General features: G+C 67.5%; 15 protein-coding genes. 6 read left to right on the top strand and 9 right to left on the bottom strand.

The features are described 5' to 3' along the window. Positions 1–13 precede the first annotated feature (13 nt). From BLW05_RS06270 to guaD, 4 genes are all read right to left on the bottom strand, one after another. Positions 14–1474, bottom strand: a complete 1461-nt coding sequence (locus BLW05_RS06270; RefSeq protein WP_093161159.1) for a DEAD/DEAH box helicase — start codon at positions 1472–1474, stop codon at positions 14–16. 148 nt (positions 1475–1622) lie between these two features. Further along, positions 1623–2507 carry a KPN_02809 family neutral zinc metallopeptidase gene (locus BLW05_RS06265; protein ID WP_093161158.1) on the bottom strand — a complete coding sequence of 295 codons (885 nt, stop codon included), beginning with the start codon at positions 2505–2507 and terminating at the stop codon, positions 1623–1625. Positions 2508–2580: 73 nt separating this feature from the next. Next, entirely contained in the window at positions 2581–3147 is a 567-nt protein-coding gene (gene dcd / locus BLW05_RS06260; RefSeq protein ID WP_093161157.1) for a dCTP deaminase, read from the bottom strand. Positions 3148–3218: 71 nt separating this feature from the next. After that, positions 3219–4502 carry a guanine deaminase gene (gene guaD, locus BLW05_RS06255; RefSeq protein ID WP_093161155.1) on the bottom strand — a complete coding sequence of 428 codons (1284 nt, stop codon included), beginning with the start codon at positions 4500–4502 and terminating at the stop codon, positions 3219–3221. Between the two features lie 199 nt (positions 4503–4701). Here guaD and BLW05_RS06250 point away from each other — a divergent pair, with 199 nt between their 5' ends. Together BLW05_RS06250 and BLW05_RS06245 are read left to right on the top strand one after the other, a co-directional pair. After that, positions 4702–5850, top strand: coding sequence for a glycosyltransferase family 4 protein (locus tag BLW05_RS06250; protein ID WP_143044778.1), 1149 nt, complete (start codon positions 4702–4704; stop codon positions 5848–5850). Further along, positions 5847–6509, top strand: coding sequence for an acyltransferase (locus BLW05_RS06245; protein ID WP_093161152.1), 663 nt, complete (start codon positions 5847–5849; stop codon positions 6507–6509). Before BLW05_RS06250 ends, BLW05_RS06245 begins: the two co-directional genes overlap by 4 nt. A 22-nt stretch (positions 6510–6531) precedes the next feature. Here BLW05_RS06245 and BLW05_RS06240 read toward each other — a convergent pair whose 3' ends face one another. Beyond that, a complete protein-coding gene (locus tag BLW05_RS06240; RefSeq protein ID WP_093161151.1) occupies positions 6532–7629 on the bottom strand; it encodes a BMP family ABC transporter substrate-binding protein in 1098 nt (365 codons plus the stop codon). 202 nt (positions 7630–7831) lie between these two features. Here BLW05_RS06240 and BLW05_RS06235 point away from each other — a divergent pair, with 202 nt between their 5' ends. From BLW05_RS06235 to BLW05_RS06225, 3 genes are read left to right on the top strand one after another with little or no spacing between them, the layout of a single operon-like run. Further along, positions 7832–8056 (top strand): hypothetical protein, encoded by a 225-nt coding sequence (locus BLW05_RS06235; protein ID WP_093161149.1) that lies wholly within the window; start codon positions 7832–7834, stop codon positions 8054–8056. Between the two features lie 14 nt (positions 8057–8070). Further along, positions 8071–10272 (top strand): phosphocholine-specific phospholipase C, encoded by a 2202-nt coding sequence (locus tag BLW05_RS06230; protein WP_093161148.1) that lies wholly within the window; start codon positions 8071–8073, stop codon positions 10270–10272. A 32-nt stretch (positions 10273–10304) separates the two neighbouring features. Beyond that, positions 10305–10595 carry a hypothetical protein gene (locus BLW05_RS06225; protein WP_143044777.1) on the top strand — a complete coding sequence of 97 codons (291 nt, stop codon included), beginning with the start codon at positions 10305–10307 and terminating at the stop codon, positions 10593–10595. 23 nt (positions 10596–10618) lie between these two features. Here BLW05_RS06225 and BLW05_RS06220 read toward each other — a convergent pair whose 3' ends face one another. Beyond that, positions 10619–11557 carry a LysR substrate-binding domain-containing protein gene (locus tag BLW05_RS06220; RefSeq protein WP_093161145.1) on the bottom strand — a complete coding sequence of 313 codons (939 nt, stop codon included), beginning with the start codon at positions 11555–11557 and terminating at the stop codon, positions 10619–10621. Between the two features lie 84 nt (positions 11558–11641). Here BLW05_RS06220 and BLW05_RS06215 point away from each other — a divergent pair, with 84 nt between their 5' ends. Continuing rightward, on the top strand, positions 11642–12925 hold the full coding sequence (locus tag BLW05_RS06215; protein WP_093161143.1) for an MFS transporter: 1284 nt from the start codon (positions 11642–11644) through the stop codon (positions 12923–12925). On the opposite strand, the gene BLW05_RS06210 is transcribed toward BLW05_RS06215, so the two are convergent. The 3 genes from BLW05_RS06210 to BLW05_RS06200 all read right to left on the bottom strand — a co-directional run bounded on the left by BLW05_RS06210 (position 12883) and on the right by BLW05_RS06200 (position 16176). Then, positions 12883–13935, bottom strand: coding sequence for an adenosine deaminase (locus BLW05_RS06210; protein WP_093161142.1), 1053 nt, complete (start codon positions 13933–13935; stop codon positions 12883–12885). The two genes, BLW05_RS06215 and BLW05_RS06210, sit on opposite strands and share 43 nt — an antisense overlap. Further along, complete coding sequence (locus tag BLW05_RS06205; RefSeq protein ID WP_093162083.1) at positions 13935–14933, bottom strand: aromatic ring-hydroxylating dioxygenase subunit alpha; 999 nt, start codon at positions 14931–14933, stop codon at positions 13935–13937. Before BLW05_RS06205 ends, BLW05_RS06210 begins: the two co-directional genes overlap by 1 nt. A 73-nt stretch (positions 14934–15006) precedes the next feature. Then, a complete protein-coding gene (locus tag BLW05_RS06200) occupies positions 15007–16176 on the bottom strand; it encodes a BMP family ABC transporter substrate-binding protein (RefSeq protein WP_093161140.1) in 1170 nt (389 codons plus the stop codon). Between the last annotated feature and the right edge of the window lie 31 nt (positions 16177–16207).

Raw genomic sequence — 16207 nt, 5'->3', positions numbered from 1 at the left:
CGCCTATCCAAGCCTATTCAGTTGACTTGAAGAGCGCCGCGACCTTGCGCTTGGTCTTGATGTTGCTGGAGACGCCTCGAACGGGCGTCGCCTTGGCGGTGGCTTCCCAGGCGGGCGCCGCCTCGCGCTCGGGCGCCTCGTAGGGCTTCTCGAAGAAGGGATCGCGCGGCGCGGCCGGCGCGCGGTGCGGGCGGCTGTTGCGGGTCGGACGCGAATCGGAGCGATCGCGCGGACGGTCCAGCGCGTCGAGCACGTCGCGCGCGTCGCCGGCCTCGCCCTCTTCGCGCCAGTGGCGGCGGCCGTCGTTGATGCGGCCGCGTGGGCGCTCATCGTCGAATTCGACGGGCTCCAGCTCGATCTTCTTCTTGATGAGCTTCTCGATGTCGGCCACCAGCCGGACGTCGTTCCCGCCGCTCGCGAAGCTCACAGCCAGCCCCGATGCGCCGGCTCGGCCGGTGCGGCCGATGCGGTGCACGTAGTCTTCGGCGTTGAACGGGATGTCGAAGTTGAAGACCGCCGGCACGTCCTTGATGTCCAGGCCGCGGGCGGCCACGTCGGTCGCCACCAGCAGGTCGACCTCGCCGGCCTTGAAGGCGGCGAGCGCCTTGAGGCGTTCGTCCTGGCTCTTGTCGCCGTGCAGCGCGGTGGTCTTGAGCCCCTCGCGTTCGAGCGAGCGCGCGAGCCGCGCGCAGCCCAGCTTGCTGTTGACGAAGACGAAAGCCTGCGTGATGCCGCGCTGGCGCACGATCTGCCTGAGCGCGCGGCGCTTGTCGTCATCGCTCACGCTGTAGAAGTGCTGCTCGACGGTGGACGCCGTTTCGTTCGGCCGCGCGACTTCGATCGTGACCGGGTTCTGCAGGTAGCTGCCGGCCAGCCGCTTGATCTCGGGAGAGAACGTGGCCGAGAACAGCAGCGTGGTGCGCTGCTTGGGCAGGTAAGAGAGGATGCGCTGCAGATCCGGCAGGAAGCCGATGTCGAGCATGCGGTCGGCTTCGTCGAGCACCACGTACTCGACCTGGTTGAGCACCGCGTTCTTGGCCTCGATGTGGTCGAGCAGCCGGCCCGGCGTGGCGACCAGCACCTCGACGCCCTTCTTGAGCTCGAGGGTCTGCGGCTTCATGTCGATGCCGCCGAACACGACCGTGCTGCGCAGGTTCGTGTACTTGGCATAGAGCTTGACCTGCTGCGCGACCTGGTCGGCGAGTTCGCGCGTGGGCAACAGCACCAGGGCGCGCACCGGATGGCGCGCCGGGGAGGTCGAGCTGTTCTCGTGCTTGAGCATCCGCTGCAGCAGCGGCAGCGAGAAGGCGGCTGTCTTGCCGGTGCCGGTCTGGGCGGCACCCATGACGTCCTGGCCCGACAACACCACCGGAATGGCCTGTGCCTGGATGGGCGTCATCGTCTCGTAGCCCATTTCGGCTACAGCGCGCGCCAAGGGTTCGGCCAAGGAGAGATTGGAGAAGGAGCTTGTCATGAAGCCCTCTATTGTCGCAGGAATGGGGTTACCCCTAGTTTTTGGGCCCCACAAACCCGGAAATCCCGCGGAACCGGCTTTGCCGGGCAGCTGGGATTTGCCCCCTGAACGGGGTGTCAGAGCCACACGAAGTAGGCGAGGCTGGGGGTCAGAGACCTCGTGCAGCGAAGGTGTCGCAGTCTCTCAGGTCGCCACTCTTGAAACCGGTGGAAAACCACCGCTGGCGCTGGGCGCTGGTGCCGTGGGTGAAGCTGTCCGGCACCACGGCGCGGCCGGCAGAGCGCTGGAGGGCGTCGTCGCCGATCTTCTGCGCGGCATTCATGGCGGATTCGATGTCGCCGGGGTCCAGCCACTGCTTGGACTGCTGCGAATGATGCGCCCAGACGCCGGCGAAGCAGTCCGCCTGCAGCTCGACGCGAACGCTGACCGCGTTGTTCTGCGTCTGGCTCAGGCGGCCGCGCATCTGGTCGACCTTGCCGGTGATACCGAGCTCGTCCTGCACGTGGTGGCCGATCTCGTGCGCGATCACGTAGGCCTGCGCGAACACGCCCGGCGCGCCGAGCTGGTTCCGGAGGGTGTCGTAGAAGCCGAGGTCGATGTAGACCTTCTTGTCGCCGGGGCAATAGAACGGGCCCATGGCGGATTCGCCGGTGCCGCAGGCTGTCGGCGTCGCGCCGCGGAACAGCACGAGCTTGGGCGGCCTGTAGGTGCCGCCGCTCTGGCGGAAGATGTCGCTCCACACGACTTCGGTGTTCTTGAGCACGGTGGAGACGAACGCCGCTTCGCGGTCGTCCGCCGGCGGCTTGTGCGCCGGCCCCTGCTGCTGCACCTGCGGCGCGGGCCCCCCGCCACCGCTGAGCAGGCCGAGCACCGTCAGGGGGTTGATGCCGAAGATCCACCCGGCGATCAGGGCGACCGCCACGGTGCCGATGCCGATGCCGCGTCCGCCGAAGCCGAATCCCCCGCCTCCGCCGCCGCCTTCGTCACGCCGGTCTTCGACGTTGTCGGACTGTTCGTTGCCTTCCCATCTCATGACGCGCTCCTTGACCGCGGTTCTCGCGGCGCCCGCACGATGGTACGCGCAGGCGAATCCTCCCGCTGTAGGTTCAAGCCTTCGGCAGGGTCACGCCGCGCTGGCCCTGGTACTTGCCGCCGCGGTCCTTGTAGCTGGTCTCGCAGACTTCGTCGCTCTCGAAGAAAAGCACCTGCGCGCAGCCCTCGCCCGCGTAGATCTTGGCGGGCAGCGGCGTGGTGTTGCTGAATTCGAGGGTCACGTAGCCTTCCCACTCGGGCTCGAAGGGGGTGACGTTGACGATGATCCCGCAGCGCGCGTACGTGCTCTTGCCCAGGCAGATGGTCAGCACGTTGCGCGGGATGCGGAAGTATTCGACCGTGCGCGCGAGCGCGAAGCTGTTGGGCGGGATGATGCAGCTGTCGCCGTGGAAGTCGACGAAGCTCTTCTCGTCGAAGTTCTTGGGATCGACCACCGTGCTGTGGATGTTGGTGAACACCTTGAATTCGGGCGCGCACCGGATGTCGTAGCCGTAGCTGGAAGTGCCGTAGCTGATGATCTTGTGGCCGTCCTGCTCGCGGATCTGTCCGGGCTCGAAGGGCTCGATCATTCCGTTCTTCTCGGCCATGCGCCGGATCCACTTGTCGCTCTTGATGCTCATGGCAGGTCCTTTTTCGGGCCGCTATTCTAGGCAACCCGGGACACGAGGCGCGCGACCTCGAGGGCGCGGTGTCACCCAGCCTGGGAAATCACGGTGCGCTCGATCAAGCGGTCATCGCCGAGCACGATCAGCGCGAACAGCAGCTCTTCCAGATTCGCAGCCAGCGAGGTCTTGCGCGACAGCAGCGGCGTGGCCTTGGGGTTGATGACCACGAAATCGGCCTCGCAGCCCGGCTGCAGGTTGCCGATGACGCTCTCCAGCCCCAGCGCCCGCGCGGCGCCTGCGGTGTGGCGCCACCAGAGCTGCGACGGCGCGATGCTGATGCCTGGCTTGGTCTGCCCTTCGCGGCCGGCGTAGTAGGCCGCCATCATCGTCGTGAAGGGGCTGAAGCTGGTGCCGCCGCCCACGTCGCTCGCCAGGCCGTAGTGATAGCCGACCCGGTCGGCACCCTCGAAGTCGAAGAAGCCGCTGCCGAGGAAGAGATTGCTGGTCGGGCTCACCGCCGTCGCCGTGCCGGTCTCGCGCATGAGGCGGCGATCGTCGTCGTCGAAGTGGATGCAGTGCGCGTAGACGGCCCGCTCGCGCATCAGGCCGAAGCCCGCGTAGACGTCGAGGTACGAGCGCGCATGCGGGAACAGCTCGCGCGCCCAGCGCACCTCGTCCTTGTTCTCGGCCACGTGCGAATGGATCCAGGTGTCCGGGTACTTCGCGGCGAGCTCGCCCGCGCCGCGCAGCTGCGCATCGGTGCTGGTGGGGGCGAAGCGCGGCGTGATCGCATAGCCGAGCCGATCGACGTTGTGCCACTTCCTGATGAGTGCTTCCGAGTCGATCAGACTTTGTTCAGCCTCGTCGCGTACACCGTCGGGCGAATGACGATCCTGAAGCACCTTGCCGGTGATCATGCGCAGGCGGCGGCGCTGCGCGGCCTCGAAGAAGGCATCGACCGACTCGGGATGCGAGGTGGCGAAGGTCAGCGAGGTCGTCACGCCGTTGCGCATCAACTCGTCGAGGAAGAACTCCGCGACTTCTGCCGAATGAGCCTTGTCGGCAAAGCGGGTTTCCGCCGGGAAGGTGTAGTTCTCGAGCCAGGGCAGAAGGCCATCGGCCGGCGCGCCGATGATGTCCGTCTGCGGGTAGTGGATGTGCATGTCCACGAAGCCCGGCGCGATGATGCGGCCCGGCCAATGCGTGACCGGCACCTGCGGATGGCGCGCGGCAACCGCGGCGTAGGCGCCTGCATCCTGCACGCGCTGGCGCCCGTCGGCATCGGGGCCCACCACGAGAAGGCCGTCCTCGTCATACACCGGCCGGCCGGCGGGATCGAATCGCAAAAGAGAGCCACGGTACGCTTGCATGGGCACGGAGGGTAAGTCAGCAATGCGGGTACACGATGTGCTTGCGCATATGGGCCCTATACGAGTGCCATATGGCTGACACGGCGCCGCCGTGGCCGATGGTACGCTCCATCGGTCCCGGCACCCATCCGACCGTTCTTCCCTCTTCCACAGGTTGATCGATGAATTCACGCGACGCCGCCAAGAGCGCCACTGCAAGATGAAGGTCCTTCTGATTGCAAACTACATGCCCGACGGCCAGACCAGCATGATCGCCTTCGGCCGCGTGCTGGAGCGGGAACTGCCACGCATCGGCTGCGACCTCCGCGTCGTCTCGCCCCCCAGGCGCGTGCTGCGTGTGCCGGTCACCTCGCGCTGGTTCAAGTGGCTCGGCTACATCGACAAGTTCGTCCTCTTCATCCCCATGCTCAAGCGGCACCTGCGCTGGGCCGACGTGGTCCATGTGGCCGACCATTCCAACGGCATGTACATCCGGTGGGTGAAGTCCAAGCCGAACGTGATCACCTGCCATGACGTGATCGCGGTGCAGGCCGCGCACGGAATGATCGAGGGTTGGCATGTCGGCTGGACCGGGCGGCAGTTCCAGCGGCTGATTTCAGAGGGCCTGGGCCACGCCGATCTCGTGGCATGCGTGTCGGCCATGACGAAACGGGAGCTGCTCTCCATGGGGCTGGCGGAAGAGCGCCGTGCCACGACGGTCCTCAACGGCCTGAACGACAACTTCGCGCCGGTGGCGCCCGACGAGGCGCAGAAGCTCATCGCCCGATTCGGGATCTCGGTGCAGGACAAGTACCTGATGCACGTGGGCTGGGACATGGCCCGCAAGAACCGCCCGGGCGTCCTCGAAGCCTTCATCGCCTTGCAGGAGCGCGCCGCGGCCGCCGGGCAGCCGCCGATGGCGGACCGTCTTCTCTTCGTCGGCCCCGAATTGGGGCCCGAAATGCTCGAGCTGGCGCAAAAGCATGGCGTTGCCGACCGCATCAAGACCGTGCACAAGGTGTCCCACGAGGAACTGCGTGCGCTCTACGCCAGCGCGACGGCACTGCTCTTCCCCTCGTTCCAGGAAGGCTTCGGCTGGCCGATCATCGAGGCGCAGGCTTGCGGCTGTCCGGTCTTCACATCCGACCTCGCGCCGATGAACGAGATCGGCGGCGAAGGCGCGGTGTACGTCGATCCGCACGACCCGTCCGCCATGGCCGCCGCGATGGAAGCGGCCGCGCCGCGCCTCGGCGAGATGCGCCGCCTGGGTCTGGAAAATGCCTCGCACTACAGCGCGGCGCAGATGGCGAGCAACTACAAGGCCACCTACGAACGCGTCATCAGCGAACGAAGGGTGGTCGCTTCATGAAGCGGCTGCTAGCGCTCTGCGTCGTCGTGCTGCCCTGGAAGATCAAGCGCTGGATGCTGCGGCGCTTCTGGGGCTACCAGATCGCGGACGGCGCCCGCATCGGGCTGGCCTACGTCTTTCCGAATGAGCTGGTGATGCACGAAGGCGCGCACATCGACCATTTCACGGTGGCGATTCACCTGGACCGGATGGAGTGCGGTGCGCATTCGTACATCGGGCGATCCAACTGGGTCACCGGCCACCCCCGGCTCGGCGAGCATTTCCGTCAACGTGCAGGGCGCGATCCGGCGCTGTTCCTGGGTGACCACTCGGCCATCACGAAGCAGCACATCATCGACTGCACCGACCGGATCGAGATCGGCGCCTTCACCACCGTGGCCGGCTACGGCTCGCAGCTCATCACGCACGGCATCGATACCCACGAGAACCGGCAGGACTGCAAGCCGATCCGCATCGGCTCGTACTGCCTGCTCGGCACCCGCGTCACGGTGCTGGGCGGCGCAGTGCTACCGGACCGCACCGTGCTCGGCGCGGGATCGCTGCTCAACAAGGCGCACACCGAGGAATACGTGGTGTACGCCGGCCAGCCGGCGAAGAAAGTCAAGGACCTGGACCCCGAAGGGGCCTACTTCCACCGTGAGACGGGCTTCGTCCACTGAAACGTTGAGCAGCTAAAGCGGCTCAGGGCGTCTTGCGCCCCACGTGCCCCTGCACGCCCTCGACCAGCCAGTTCATGTTGAGGATCTGCTCGTCGCCGAGCGACTGACCCTTGGCGATGACGACATGGCCCTCGTTGTCGCGCACGTCGGCGGCAACCGCCTGGAAGGGCTTGAGCTTGCCGCCGGCGATGTCCTTCTGCCGCGCCATCACCTCGTCCTGCACCGGCTTGGGCACCTTCGGTCCGAAATCGCCGACGCGGATCATCCCTTCCTTGACGCCGCCCCAGGTGTTGCCGCTCTTCCAGGTGCCGTCGAGCACCTCGCGGGCGCGCCGGGTGTAGTAGTCGCCCCAGTGGTGGGTCACCGCGACGAGCTGCGCGTCGGGCGCGACCTTGCGCATGTCGGAGTGATAGGCGATCGCGAGCTTGCCGCGCTCCTGCGCCGCCGCCATCACCGCGGTGGAGCCGGTGTGGAAGGAGATCACGTCCACGTCCTGGTTGAACAGCGTCATCGCCGCTTCACGCTCCTTCGGCGGATCGAACCACAGGTCGAGCCACACCACCTTGACCTGCGCCTTCGGGTTGACCGAACGCATGCCCAGCGTGAAGGCGTTGATGCCTTGCAGCACCTCGGGAATCGGGAAGCCCGCCACATAGCCGGCGACGTTGGTCTTCGTCATGCGCCCGGCGGCGACGCCCGCGAGGTAGCGGCCCTCGTAGTAGCGCGCGTTCGCGACGGCGACGTTGGGCGCGGTCTTGTAGCCGGTGATCGACTCGAACTTCACGTCGGGAAAGTCGCGCGCGACCTTCATCGTGGGCTCCATGTAGCCGAAGCTGGTCGTGAAGATGAGCTTGTTGCCCTGCTGCGCGAGATCGCGGATCACGCGCTCGGCATCGGGGCCCTCGGCCACGTTGTCGACGTAGGTGGTCTTCACCTGGCCGGGCAGCGCGGCTTCGACGGCCTTGCGGCCCTCGTCGTGCTGGCGCGTCCAGCCGGCGTCGGTGACTGGCGTGACGTAGACGAAGCCGATCTTCAGCGGATCGGCCTTCGGCGCGGGTTGGGAAAAAGCGGGAAGGAAAAAACAGGCGGCCGCGAGCGCGGCTGCGAGGTTTTTGTACATGGTGTTCCTCTACATGACCCCGGAAACGAAGTTCGGCGCTGGGGGGCACCAGCGCCGATCCCGAATTTTACCCGGGTCGCCTTCGGGGGGCAGCCATGCGTGTCACGCCCACGTCGCCTGGAGGTCATCCCCGGTTCATGCCGGTGTCATCGCGGCTCCCTAGTCTTGCGGCGCTCATACCCACCCACGACAAGGAGCTCCCATGCACGGATTTCCCCGGTTTCCCCAGTTTCCCCGCTTCCTCGGCGCGCTCGCGCTGATCCTGTCGCTGGCCGCCTGCGGCGGCGGCAGCAGCGGTGGCTCGGTGGCCGCCCTCGGCACGTCGTCCTCCAGCCAGAGCAGCACCGCCAGCCAGAAGAGCGATACGGCCGCGACGTCGTCCGACACGGGCGGCACCTCGTCCTCCGACGTCAGCTACGCCCCCTGAGGAGGGACCGCACCATGACCTCGCGCCGCCGCTTCATCCAGGGCTCCGCCTCCGCAGGCATCGCCGCCGCCACGCTCGCCGCGTTTCCGCCGAGCATCCGCCGCGCACTCGCGATTCCCGCGCACAACGAGACGGGCACCCTCCGCGACGTCGAGCACGTCGTGATCCTGATGCAGGAGAACCGGTCCTTCGACCACTATTTCGGCACGCTGCGCGGGGTGCGCGGCTTCGGTGACCGCTTCACCATTCCGCTGCCGCAGGGCCGCAGCGTGTGGCAGCAGAACGATGCCACCGGCAATCCGGTGCTGCCCTTCTACCTCGACAGCAGCAAGGGCAACGCCCAGCGCTTCAGCGGCACGCCACACACCTGGGTCGACGGCCAGAACGCATGGGACGGCGGCCGCATCGAGCAATGGCCGCGCTACAAGACCGCGGCGTCGATGGGCTACTTCAAGGAAGCCGAGCTGCCCTTCCAGTTCGCGCTGGCGAATGCCTTCACCGTGTGCGACGCCTATCACTGCGCGATGCACACCGGCACCAACTCGAACCGCATGTTCCTGTGGACCGGCACCAACGGCCCGACCGGCGCCGGCGTGGCCACGGTGAACAACGAGTGGGACTCCATCGACGCCTCCACGCTCGGCTACGACTGGAAGACCTACCCCGAACGCCTGCAGGCCGCCAATGTGAGCTGGATGGTCTACCAGAACATGCCCGACAACTACGGCGACAACCCGCTCGCGGGCTTCCGCCAGTACCGCAAGGCCAACGAAGCCTCGGGCAAGCCGGTGAGCAACGACGCGCTTTCGCCGGCCTACGACCCGGCCAGCGACGACGTCGGCAACCCGCTCTACAAGGGCATCGCGAACACGATGCCGGGCGACTTCGGCAATCCCGAGACGTACTTCGAGCGCTTCCGCCAGGACGTGAAGAACGGCAAGCTGCCGCAGGTGTCGTGGCTCATCGCGCCGGCCACCTATTCGGAGCACCCCGGCCCGTCGAGCCCGGTGCAGGGTGCCTGGTACATCCAGGAGACGCTCGATGCGCTGACCGCCGTGCCCGACGTCTGGAGCAAGACGGTGCTGATCGTCAACTTCGACGAGAACGACGGCTACTTCGACCATCACCCCTCGCCCTCGGCGCCGTCGATCAATGCCGACGGCACGCCTGCCGGCAAGACCACCCTGCCCGAGGCCGATGTCGCCTTCGAGCGCTTCAACCACCCGAATCCGCCCGGCACCACCAGCCAGCCGAAACCGGACGGCCGCGTCTACGGCCCGGGCGTGCGCGTGCCGATGTACGTGATCTCGCCATGGAGCCGCGGAGGCTGGGTGAACTCGCAGGTGTTCGACCACACCTCGGTGATCCGCTTCATCGAGAAGCGCTTCGGCGTCAAGGAGCCGAACATCGGCCGCTACCGCCGCGCGGTGTGCGGCGACCTCACCAGCGCCTTCAACTTCGAGCGGCCCAACGACGAAGTGCTGCCGACGCTCGCGGGCCGCAAGACGCGCGACCAGGCGGACTTGCTGCGGGCCGACCAGGAAAAGCTCGCGAAGATCACGCCGCCCTCGAACCCGATGCTGCCGCAGCAGGCCACCGGCACGCGACCCTCGCGCGCCCTGCCCTACGAGCTGCACGCCAGCCTGCGTGCCGACGCGCGGCAAGGCCGCGTGAAGCTCATCTTCGCCAACACCGGCGACGCGGGCGCGGTGTTCCATGTGTACGACAAGCTGCACCTCGAGCGGCTGCCGCATCGCTACATGGTCGAGCCCCGCGAACGGCTCGACGACACCTGGGCCGCGATGACCGACAACGCCGGCCTGTATGACCTCTGGGTGCTCGGCCCCAACGGCTGGCACCGGCATTTCAAGGGCGACCTCAACAAGCTGCGCGCCGGCAATGCGCCCGATCCCGAGATCCGCGTGGGCTACCACGCGAAAAGCGGCCGTCTGCACCTGAAGCTGCGCAACGAGGGGGAGAAACCCTGCGTGTTCACCGTGAAGGCCAAGGCCTACCGCCACGATGGCCCCTGGACGGTGCGCGTGAAGGGCGGCGACGAAGCCGAGTTGCACTGGGAAACCGAGGACCAGGGCTACTGGTACGACTTCGCCGTCACCTGCGATTCCGACGCCGCGTTCTACCGCCGCCTGGCCGGCCGCATCGAAACCGGCCGTCATACGGTGAGCGACCCCGCCTTCGGCATGCAGGACCTCTGAACGTGAACCGGAACATCGGCAAGGAGACGAACATGGCCATCGACCTTCTGCGCCGGATTGCCGGCTCGCCCCTGCCGATGTCGTTCACGGAGACGGCGGATATCGACCAGGTCAGGATCCTGCGCGCTGCGGGACTGGTGGTGGCCTTCGTGCCGGCTGCACACCATCCCGCGATCGCGATGCTCCTGCAGCGCCCGGCGCAAGTCGTCGGCATCACGCAGAAGGGTCGGGACGAACTGGGGCTGGACGATGGCAACGCGGACGCCTGCTGCCACGAACACGATCGGGCGAATCCCGGACTTCAATACGCGGCGCGCCCCTGAGCGCCTGACCGGCGAGCGCAGGCTCAGAAGGCGCGCGAGCCGTCGCGCACCGCATCGCGCAGCAGATCGGCCATTCTCGCAACCGGCGGCTCGGACTCCGCCTGCGCGCGGTACATCGCGAGCGTCATCGGCGGCAGCGCCGGCAAGGCGGCCATCCCGTGGTCGAAGGCGCGTACCTGCGCCGGCAGGCCGAAGGCCGTAAGCGCCGACAGCCCCAGTCCGGCAGATGTCGCGGCCCAGAGCGCCGAAAGACTCGAACTCGTGAACGCATGCCGCCACGCGATGCCCGCGCGATCCAGCGCGGCGGTGACGGTCGCGCGCAAGGGGCACGCGGCGTCGAGCAGCACCAGCGGCAAGGGCTCCCGCGGCTTCCGCGCGCCGGCGGCGCGGCGCTCGGTCCACCACGGTGCATCGAGCGCGTCGAGGTCGGCGGGCCCGACCCACTGCAGCGGGAGCCGAATCAGCCGCTCGCGGTTCGGGAGTTCGGCCACGCCCGGCGCGCCCTTCACTTCCCAGATCAGCGCCAGGTCGAGTTGCCCGAGATGCAGGCGCTCGCGCAACACGGCACTGCGTGCCATGTGCGCCTCGATGCGGACCTTGGGATGTGCCCGCGCGAAACGGCCGAGCACCGCCGGGAGCACCGATTCGCCGAGGTTCTCCTGCACCCCGAGGCGCACCCAGCCCTCGAGGTCCGCGCCGCGCATGGCTGCGGCCGCTTCGTCGTTGATCTCCAGCATGCGATGGGCGTACGCCAGCATGGTCTCGCCCGCGTCGGTGAGCTGAAGCCCGCGGCCCGCGCGCCGGAAGAGCGCCGTTCCGGCCTGGGCCTCGAGCTTCTTGAGCTGGGCACTCACCGCGGAGGTGGAGCGCCCGAGGCGGTCGGCCGCACGCGCGTAGCTGCCCAGCGCAATGCCCGTCGAAAAGCTGCGCAGCACGTCCAGATCGAACAACACCTGACCCATTTCAACCATCCTGTTTTTCTGAACTGAACGTTGATTATTTTCTGATTTTCAAAACATTGCCCGAAGCGGAAACTGCGTCGCGTCATGCAACATCCCGCCTCCACCTCCTCTCGCCACCGCTGGAAAGTGCTCGCGGCCGGCGTCGCGGCGAATGCCGCCTTTTCCGTCGCCTTCAGCGGCATTCCGATGACCGCCGTGGTCATGCGCGCGGGCTACCGGCTCGACAACGCCACCCTGGGGCTCATGCTGGGGCTGATCGGGCTCGGCATCGCGATCAGCGAGCTCCCGTGGGGCCTGCTGACCGACCGCTGGGGCGACCGCCCGGTGCTCCTGACCGGCCTCGGCGCGACCGCGCTCGCGCTCCTGGCGATGGCGCTGCTCGCGGCGCCGCACGCAGGCCACATCCCCGGGCCCGGCTGGCTCGGCGCGGGCCTCCTGCTCGTCGGACTGCTCGGCGGCAGCGTCAACGGCGCCAGCGGGCGCGCCGTGATGAGCTGGTTCGCCGAGGGTGAGCGCGGGCTTGCGATGAGCATCCGGCAGACCGCCGTGCCGCTCGGCGGCGGCCTGGGCGCGCTGCTGCTGCCGGCGATCGCGCTGCATGCCGGCTTCGCGTTGCTCTATGTCTTCCTCGCCGCGCTGTGCCTGCTCAGCGCCCTGCTCGCGTGGTGCTGGGTGCACGAACCGCCGGTCGCGCCCCGAAACGCAACGCGCGCCGACGCGCCAGCCGTGCCGTCATCGCGCGGACCGCTTGGCGACACGCGCGTCTGGCGCCTCGTCGCAGGCATCGGCATCCTGTGCGCGCCGCAGTTCGCGGTGCTGTCATTCGGCACCGTCTTCCTCCACGACTTCGGCCACATCGGCTTTGCAGCGATCAGCGCCACGATGGTGGGTGTCCAGGCCGGCGCCATGGTGATGCGCGTGTGGAGCGGCCGCTGGACCGATCGCCGCCGCAACCGGCCGGCGTACCTGCGCGCCTGCAGTGCGTTGAGCGCGGGCCTGTTCGCCGTGCTCGGCTTCGCAACGCTCGCGGTGGGCGACGCCGCATCGCCAACCTCCCAGGTTCTGCTGGTCGTGCTCCTGCTGGGCTGCGGAGTGTGCGTCTCGGCCTGGCACGGGGTGGGCTACACCGAGCTCGCGACGCTCTCGGGACCGGCGCGCGCGGGCACCGCGCTCGGCATGGCCAACACCAGCGTGTTCGTGGTGTGCTTCGTCACGCCGTGGTCGATCCCGCACCTGCTCGCATGGCGGGACTGGCCGATGGTGTGGTTCGCGGCGGCGGCCTGCGCGTTGATCGCATTGCCGCTGCTCGCGAACCCATCGCGGACTCAGGCGAAGCTGTCGAACACCGCGTTGAGCCGGTCGACATAGCCGCGCTTGGTCGCCGCATCGGTGAAGCTGCCTTCGAAACTGTTGGCCGCGAGCTGCCATGCGTGCTGCGCGTTGAGACCGGTGGCGGAGAAGGTCTCGGTGAAGTTGCGGTTCATGTAGCCGCCGAAGTAGGCCGGATCGTCGGAATTCACCGTCGCGACCAGGCCGCCATCGAGCAACGCGCGCAGGTTGTGCTGGCCGAGGTCAGGGAAGACGCAGAGCTTGAGGTTCGACAGCGGACACACCGTGAGCGGAATGCGATCTTGCGCGAGGCGCTTCATGAGCGCCGGGTCCTTGGTGCTCTGCACGCCGTGGTCGATGCGCTCGACCTTGAGCACGTCGAGCGCGCTCCAGACATAGGCCGGCGGGCCCTCCTCACCGGCGTGCGCGACAAGATGGAATCCCAGTTCGCGGCAGCGCGCGAACACCCGCGTGAACTTCTCGGGCGGATGGCCGAGCTCGCTCGAATCGAGCCCGACGCCGATGAAGCGGTCGCGAAAAGGCAGCGCCTGTTCGAGCGTGGCGAAGGCATCCTCCTCGCTCAGGTGGCGCAGGAAGCACATGATCAGCTCGGCATCGACACCGAGCTTCGATTTGGCATCGACACAGGCGCGGTGCAGGCCGTCGATCACCGTCTGCATCGCGACGCCGCGCTCGGTGTGCGTCTGCGGGTCGAAGAACATCTCGGTGCGCACCACGTTGTCGGCGGCGGCGCGTTCGAGGTAGGCCCAGGCCATGTCGTAGAAGTCCTGCTCCTTGAGCAGCACGCTGGCGCCGGCGTAGTAGATGTCGAGGAAGCTCTGGAGATTGGTGAAGGCGTAGGCGCGGCGAAGGTCCTCGACGCTGGCGTAGGGGATCGAAACACCGTTGCGCTGCGCCAGCGCGAAGATCAGCTCGGGCTCCAGCGAGCCTTCGATGTGCATGTGCAGCTCGGCCTTGGGCATGGCGCGCAGCAGGTCGGGGAGGCGGTCCGCCGCAATGGGCGCAACAGTGCGGGAGAAGATGGTCATCAGCAGACTCCGAAGGTGATGCCGCGCGACTTCAGGTGGCGGCGGTAGAGGGAAGAAGCCTTGTCGGCCACGGTGTGAAGCTCGGCACGCAGGTCGAGCGGCACGCGCTTCGGCCTTTGCGATTCGAGCACTGGCTTGTCCTGCAGGAAGATGGTGTCCTGGAAGGCGCGCACCGAATCGGCGTCGCGCGCGAAATCCGAAGTGGCGAAGCGGAACCACACGCGGCTGCGTTCGGCTTCCATCGGGCAGATGTAGAGGGCGATGGATTCGCGGTAGCCGTCGATGCCGACGCTCGCGGCATCGGGCACCTTGGTGAGCACCGCGGTGTAGGGTGCGGTCACCTCGTAGGTGTATTCGACCTGCGCCGGGGCGGTCGAGTTGACGGTCGATTGCGGCTGCCAGGCCTTGCAACCCGTTGCAAGCAGGCCGCTGGGCGTGGCTTCAACCCGGTAGTCGTCGATCACCGCCATGTCGCGCGCGCCGAGCCAGCCTTCGTGCACGAAGCCGAAATGCGCCATGTCGAGGAAGTTCTCGACGAGACGCGGCGCGCTGGTCTCGACGTCGTACGGCCCGCAGTCGATCTTGCGCATGCCGGCGTCGTGCTCTGCCGCGAACAGCGGCACGGGCGGTTCGCTTCCGGCCGGGGCATCGATGCGCACCCACACGAGGCCGCTTGCATCACACGCTGCATGAGTTGTGGCGCGGTTGGCGGCCGGCGGCACGAAGGCCGGCAGCGCGGGCACATGGACGCATCGGCCGCCGGACTCGAAGCGCCAGCCGTGGTACGGGCATTCGAGCTGCTTGCCACCCTCGCCTTCGACCACGCGGCCGAGCGACAGCTTCGCGCCGCGATGCGGGCAGCGGTCCGCCCACGCATGCACCGCGCCGGCGCCGTCGCGCCACAGCACGAGATCTTCGCCGAGCAGCCGCACGGCGAGCGGCACGCCCGCCACGTCGTCAGCGAGCGCAACCGGGTGCCAAAGTTCTTTCTCAATCATCGTTGGGGCCTGAAACAAAAAGGGGTTGCCCATGAGCAACCCCTTCGTGCCGGAAGCGTCCGGGCTTTCCTGCTTACTTCTTCTCGCCGCCGGGCACCGAGCCTTCGACACCCTTGACGTAGAAGTTGATGCCGGTCAGGAACTTGTCGTCGGCGACCGTGCCGGCGGCCACGAGTTCCTTGCCGTCCTGGCCGAGGATCGGGCCCTTCCAGATCGAGAAGCTGCCGTCCTTCAGGCCCTTCTTGACCTCGTCGACCTTGGCCTTGGTTTCGGCCGGCACGTCTTCGGCGATGGAGACGAGATCGATCGCGCCTTCCTTCACGCCCCACCAGCTCTGGCCGGTGGTCCACTTGCCGTCGAGCACGTCCTGCGTGGCCTTGATGTAGTACGGCGCCCAGTTGATGGTGGCCGAGGCGAGGTGCGCCTTCGGGCCGTAGGCGGTCATGTCCGAATCCCATCCGAAGGCGCGCTTGCCCTTCTCTTGCGCGGTCTTGAGCACGGCCGGCGAGTCGGTGTTCTGGAACAGCACGTCCGCGCCGCCGTTGATAAGGGCGGTGGCCGCCTCGGTTTCCTTCGGCGGGCTGAACCATTCGTTGACCCACACCACCTTGGTCGTGACCTTCGGGTTGACCGACTGCGCGCCCAGCGTGAAGCTGTTGATGTTGCGCAGCACTTCGGGGATCGGCACCGAGCCGACGACGCCGAGGACGTTGGACTTGGTCATCGCGCCGGCAACGATGCCGGCCATGTACGCGCCTTCATACGTGCGGCTGTCGTAGGTGCGCATGTTCTCGGCGGTCTTGTAGCCGGTGGCATGCTCGAACTTCACGTCCTTGTTGTCGGCCGCGACCTTGAGCATCGGCTCCATGTAGCCGAAGGTGGTGCCGAAGATCAGCTTGTTGCCCTGGCTGACCATGTCGCGGAACACGCGCTCGGCGTCGGCGCCCTCGGGCACGCTTTCGACGAAGGTGGTCTTGATCTTGTCGCCGAACTCCTTCTCGAGCGCCTTGCGTCCGTTGTCGTGCGCAAAGGTCCAGCCGCCGTCGCCCACGGGGCCGACGTAGGCGAAGGCGATGTTCAGCGGTCCGGCCGCAGCGGGTGCCGGCGCAGCCGCCGTGGGCGCCGGAGCGGCAGGCGCTGCTGCCGGTGCCTCTTCCTTCTTGCCGCAGCCCACGAGGGCCGCCGAAGCCACCGCGGTCAGGGCGGCCAGCTTGAGCAGGGAGCGCTTGTTCAGATCAGTCATTGTTTGAAATCCTCAAAAGGACGGGTTGGCG

This window comes from Variovorax sp. YR216, from assembly GCF_900107745.1.
Taxonomy (GTDB): Bacteria; Pseudomonadota; Gammaproteobacteria; order Burkholderiales; family Burkholderiaceae_C; genus Variovorax.
The sequence above is the reverse complement of the archived record's forward strand: the minus strand, read 5'-3'. Positions and strand labels throughout refer to the sequence as shown.